4 protein-coding genes and 1 pseudogene are annotated in these 5691 nt (G+C 49.0%); all 5 read left to right on the top strand.

What is annotated here, in order from left to right:
- A partial coding sequence (locus VB081_RS15090) for a KH domain-containing protein (protein WP_323401145.1) occupies positions 1-173 on the top strand: 173 nt, incomplete at its 5' end.
- Positions 174-914, top strand: a complete 741-nt coding sequence (gene recO / locus VB081_RS12655) for a DNA repair protein RecO (RefSeq protein WP_323401144.1) — start codon at positions 174-176, stop codon at positions 912-914. It begins immediately after the preceding gene.
- 122 nt (positions 915-1036) lie between these two features.
- A complete protein-coding gene (ppdK, locus tag VB081_RS12650) occupies positions 1037-3664 on the top strand; it encodes a pyruvate, phosphate dikinase (RefSeq protein WP_323401143.1) in 2628 nt (875 codons plus the stop codon).
- Positions 3665-3958: 294 nt separating this feature from the next.
- Positions 3959-4920: pseudogene (locus tag VB081_RS15085) on the top strand (hypothetical protein).
- Between the two features lie 221 nt (positions 4921-5141).
- A partial coding sequence (locus tag VB081_RS12640) for an LON peptidase substrate-binding domain-containing protein (protein WP_323401142.1) occupies positions 5142-5691 on the top strand: 550 nt, incomplete at its 3' end.

Raw genomic sequence — 5691 nt, 5'->3', positions numbered from 1 at the left:
GGATCATCATCGGCGCGGGCGGCAGGATGCTCAAAAAAATCGCTTCTGCGGCACGTGAGGATATGGAAGTTCTGTTTGATTCCAAGGTGTTTTTGCAGGTGTGGGTGAAGGTAAAGCCCGACTGGCGGAACAAGCTCTCTGTGCTGCGCACGCTTGGATACCAGGACGTGTAAATGGAAAAGCATTATTGCATTGTCCTGCGGACGACAGATTATAAGGATTATGACAAAATTCTGGCGCTTTTTTCCCGCAGCGCGGGGCGCCTAGACGCACAGGCGCGCGGCGCCCGGAAAATAAAAAGCGAGATCGCCTCAGCTGCGCAGGTGCTTTCCTGCGGAGAATATGAATTTTATAAAAGGGGCGACAGGCTGTTTCTGACAAATGCGCTCATCCGTCAGGAGTTTTTCCGCGTACAGAACGATTACGACGCCTACGCTGCCGCCTGTGTGATGCTCGAGCTGACGGACAAGATATTGCAGCATACGACGGACTATGAGGATTTGTTTCTGACGCTGATATACGCGTTATTCGCGATGGAAAAGGAGCAGCTCTCATGGGCGCAGGCGCTTGCTTATTTTTTTGCGCGTTTAACGGAACGGATGGGTATTTTCCCCTCGATCGGCGAATGTGCAACGTGCGGCGACGGCGCGGTGGGCGATCCGGTCTATTTTTCTCTTGACGAGGGAGGCGAAGTGTGCGCGGCGTGTGCACCGCATGTCAGGACGATCAAAGTGGCGCGCAGCGTGCTTGATAATATGGCGGCGCTGAGCGTTCTCAGGCCCAAGCAGGTATCGGAGATCACGACAGGGGAGGATGATGCAAAAGGGGTTGTTTTCCTGCTCGGAAAATATCTGGATTCCATGATGGAAATCCGCCTGAAAACGATGAAGTTTTTGAAGGAAAATTCTTTGTAAAATTGTTGTTTTATCGCGGGTGTTCATGTATAATGAACGTTGGATTCTATTAATAGCTACATTGTTTTATGAAAAATTTTTAAAATTTTAAATAATATTATTATCCAGGAGGAGTTTTAAGTATGTCGAACAAGTATGTATACCTTTTTAAAGAAGGTGACGCTTCCATGAAGAACCTTCTTGGGGGCAAAGGCGCAAACCTGGCTGAAATGACCAATCTCGGCCTGCCGGTTCCTCAGGGCTTTATCGTTTCTACGGAAGCATGCACGAAATACTACGAAGATGGCAAAGTGATTGCCGACGAAGTAGTAAATCAGATCTATGACGCAATGAAAAAGACGGAAGAACTGACTGGCAAAAAATTTGGAGATCAGGAAAATCCGTTCTTAGTATCTGTCCGCTCGGGTGCTCGCGCTTCCATGCCGGGCATGATGGACACGATCTTAAACCTTGGCCTTAATGACATCGCTGTCGAAGGCGTGGCGAAAAAATCCGGCAATCCGCGTTTTGCGTATGACAGCTACAGAAGATTCATCCAGATGTTCTCTGACGTTGTTATGTGCATCGACAAAGAGAAATTCGAGCACGAGCTGCAGGCAATGAAAGACGCGAAGGGCGCGAAGCTCGATACGGATCTTACTGCTGAAGATTTAAAAGAGCTCGTAGCAAAATACAAAGCGATCTATAAGCAGGAAATGGGCAAAGAGTTCCCGCAGGACGCTAAGGAACAGCTGCTTGAGTCCGTTACGGCAGTATTTCGTTCGTGGGATAACCCGAGGGCGATCGTATACCGCCGCATGAACGATATCCCGGCCAGCTGGGGTACAGCGGTAAACGTACAGGCAATGGTATTTGGTAACATGGGCGACGACTGCGGTACGGGTGTTGCATTCACAAGAAACCCCTCCACAGGCGAAAAGAAGCTGTATGGCGAATATCTGATGAACGCACAGGGCGAAGACGTTGTTGCGGGTATCAGAACGCCCCAGCCGATCTCGCACTTGAAAGATCAGATGCCGGAAGTATACGAACAGTTTGCAAACATCGCGCAGTCTTTGGAAGACCATTACAGAGATATGCAGGATATGGAGTTTACGATCGAAGGTGGCAAGCTCTATATGCTGCAGACAAGAAACGGCAAGAGAACGGCTATGGCTGCTCTTAAGATCGCGGTTGATCTTGTTGAAGAAGGTAAACTGACGAAGGAAGAAGCAATCCTTAAGGTTGAACCGAAGCAGCTCGATTCGTTGCTGCATCCGCAGTTTAACGCTGCTGCGCTAAAGGCTTCAAAGCCGATCGCAAAAGGTTTGCCGGCTTCTCCGGGCGCTGCATGCGGTAAGCTGTATTTCACGGCTGACGACGCTACGGCTGCTGCTGCGAAGGGTGAAAAAGTTGTTCTTGCAAGACAAGAAACTTCCCCGGAAGATATCGAAGGCATGTACGCTTCGCAGGGTATCTTGACGGCGCGCGGCGGTATGACTTCTCACGCTGCTGTTGTTGCACGCGGTATGGGTACATGCTGCGTTGCGGGCTGCGGCGAGCTGAGGATCGAAGAATGCAATAAAAAGATGACGACAGCGGACGGTACGGTTTACAAGGAAGGCGACTTTGTTTCCCTCGACGGTTCCACAGGTAATGTGTACGGCGAAGCGATCGAAACGGAAGAAGCGCAGGTATCCGGCGATTTCGCTACGGTCATGGGCTGGGCAGACTCCATCAGGAGACTAAAAGTCAGAACGAACGCAGATACGCCGCACGATGCGGAGCAGGCGATCGAGTTCGGTGCGGAAGGTATTGGCCTGTGCCGTACGGAGCACATGTTCTTCGCGGAAGACAGAATTGCCGCTATGCGCGAGATGATCGTTTCCAAGACGGTCGAACAGAGAGAAAAAGCTCTTGCAAAGCTTCTGCCGATGCAGAAGGACGACTTCAAGGGCATCTATAAGGCAATGAAGGGACATCCGGTTACGATCCGTTTCTTAGATCCGCCGCTGCACGAGTTCCTGCCGACACATGCCGAAGACATCGCGGCTCTTGCAAAAGAGATGAACATGAGCGTCGATGCGCTGCAGGGCATCATTGACGGCCTGCACGAGTTCAACCCGATGCTTGGTCACCGTGGCTGCCGTCTGGCGGTAACATTCCCAGAGATCGCTGTCATGCAGACAAGAGCGGTCATGGAAGCTGCGATCGAAACGATCGAAGAAACTGGCTTTGATATCGTTCCGGAAATCATGATCCCGCTTGTAGGCGACGTAAAAGAGCTGAAATACGTCAAAGACTTCGTTGTTGAAACAGCTGAGAAAGTGATCGCTGAAAAGGGTAAGAAGATCGACTATAAAGTTGGTACGATGATCGAAGTCCCGAGAGCGGCTATCACGGCTGATGAAATCGCGCAGGAAGCTGACTTCTTGTCGTTCGGTACATACGACCTGACGCAGATGTCATTCGGATTCTCCCGCGACGACGCTGGAAAATTCCTGGACGACTATTATGCGAAGAAGATCTATGAATCCGATCCGTTCGCGAAATTGGATCAGGATGGCGTAGGCAAGCTCGTGAAGATGGCAGTTGAGCTGGGCAGAAAGACAAGACCCGACATCAAACTCGGGATCTGTGGTGAGCACGGCGGAGACCCGTCCACTGTTGAATTCTGCGATAGCCTTGGCCTCAACTATGTGTCCTGCTCGCCGTTCCGTGTACCGATCGCGAGACTGGCTGCAGCACACGCGGTTGTTAAATCCAAATAAGCCAAGCAATTAGTTAAACCAAAAGGCGCGTTATGAAGATAACGCGCCTTTTTTGTGTTGTGAAACATCGGTGCAAAGGCTTTTTTAATGTTGAACACATATCAATATTAGCGTATGTGTAAAGGCAAAATAGTTCCCGAAAACTGGAATCAGATCGGAGCGATCTGCAAAATCAAGGATTCCTCATAGTTTTTCGCTCGCATTTTTCAGAAAAGACGGTTCGGAAAACAGGGCTTGCTTTGTCTTTCAGATAAATATACGGTATAATGAGAATCATTTGAAAAGAGGAAGCATATGCCGGAATTAATGAAAGACAAATATTATAATTATGACTTCCTTCATGAACTGGCATTGCGTATCAAAGTCGTATATCATCCGTTTCAGGCGGATGCTTTTTTAGACAGCATTATGGATGAAACGTGGGATGCGTTAGAACTGAAAGCCCGTATGCGGCAAATTACTGTCCATTTAGGAAGGTACTTGCCAGCCGATTATGAGCAGGTGCTGGCCATCATTGATCAGGTCATTGCGGGTTATCCTGCAGGGCTTAACGACTTTGCCTTCATGTGCTTTCCGGATTTTGTCGAAGTCTATGGGCAGAACGTGTGCGATTGGGACTTGTCAATCACAGCGTTGGAAAGGTATACTCTATCCTCATCGTCCCAGACTGCCGTGGGGACAAGCATTGGCCAGCTTCAAAGCCGATCCATCGCCGGTTCTTGGTATATTGGAGCAATTGAAGACCGACCCGTCGCTGTATGTTCGTAAAAGTGTGGCCAACAACTTAAACGATATTTCCAAAACACACCCTGATCTGGTTGCAAAAATTGCAAAAGATTGGTATGGCAATCACGAGTACACCGATTGGATCGTAAAACATGGATGCCGGACGTTGCTCAAAAAGGGGGATCGGGAAGTGTTAGCCATTTTTGGGTATCACGACACTGGGTCGGTGGGCATCTATTGCCCATGGAGAGGATATCACATTTTCGTTTGCGGTTTCAGCAAAAGAAGCAACAAAGGCAAGGCTGGGATATGGGATTGACTATGTAAAAGCCAGAGGAAAGCGCAGTCGAAAAGTATTTCAAATATCAGAAATTTTATTAAAGGAAAATCAAACAAAGATATACACGAAAATCCATTCCTTCGCAGACCTAAGCTCAAGGAAACATTATCCCGGCATACATTCCGTTACGCTTATTGTGAATGGCGCAGAGCGGGGCACATTGGATTTTGAGCTGTTGGCGGCGGAATAGTTTACTCTACGGGGGCTCAAAAGCCCTTTTTATATGCTCAAAAATCATTGATTGTAAAAAACACGCTGCGGTTTTATGGCGTGCTCTTTTTGTGCAACGCTTTATTGTTAGCGGCTACAGTGCGGAGGGTATCATATAAGGGGAAAGTAACACGTTTGAAATACAGATGGATATCATGTATAATTTACTGGACAACAAAGAACAAAGGAGCATAAAACGATTTGGAAAAAGTAATCATGCCCATGGTGGCGTTAAGGGGATTGGTCATCTTCCCGTATATGGTATTGCACTTTGACGTAGGTAGGGAAGCGTCTGTCGCGGCGGTGGAAGAATGTGTGGTACAGGGACGCGATATTTTTCTGGTGACGCAGAAGGATATGAAGATCGAGTCGCCGGAGATGGCGGACGTACATGAGATTGGTACGATCGCAAAGGTAAAACAGGTATTGAAACTGCCGGGCGATACGCTGCGTGTGCTGGTGGAAGGAGAGCGCCGTGCGCGTATCCTTTCGTATGCGGAGAGGGAGCCTTACATTCAGGCGGAGGTGCAGCCGATCCCGGACTTAGAAACGACGGATAAGGCACAGGAGATATTGAAAGAAGCATATATGCGCCGCATCACAGACCTGTTTGAGCGGTTTGCGTCGCTTGGCGCGCGCGTCCCGGGCGAGACGCTGTTTACGATCAGCGAGATAGAAGAACCGGGCAAGTTTGCGGATATGATCGCTTCTAACGTTGCGATCAAGCTAGACGACAAGCAGCGTGTGCTTG

The sequence above is a fragment of the Christensenella sp. genome, assembly GCF_034927525.1.
Lineage (GTDB): Bacteria > Bacillota > Clostridia > Christensenellales > Christensenellaceae > Christensenella.
This window is presented reverse-complemented; position numbering and strand designations above follow the sequence as displayed.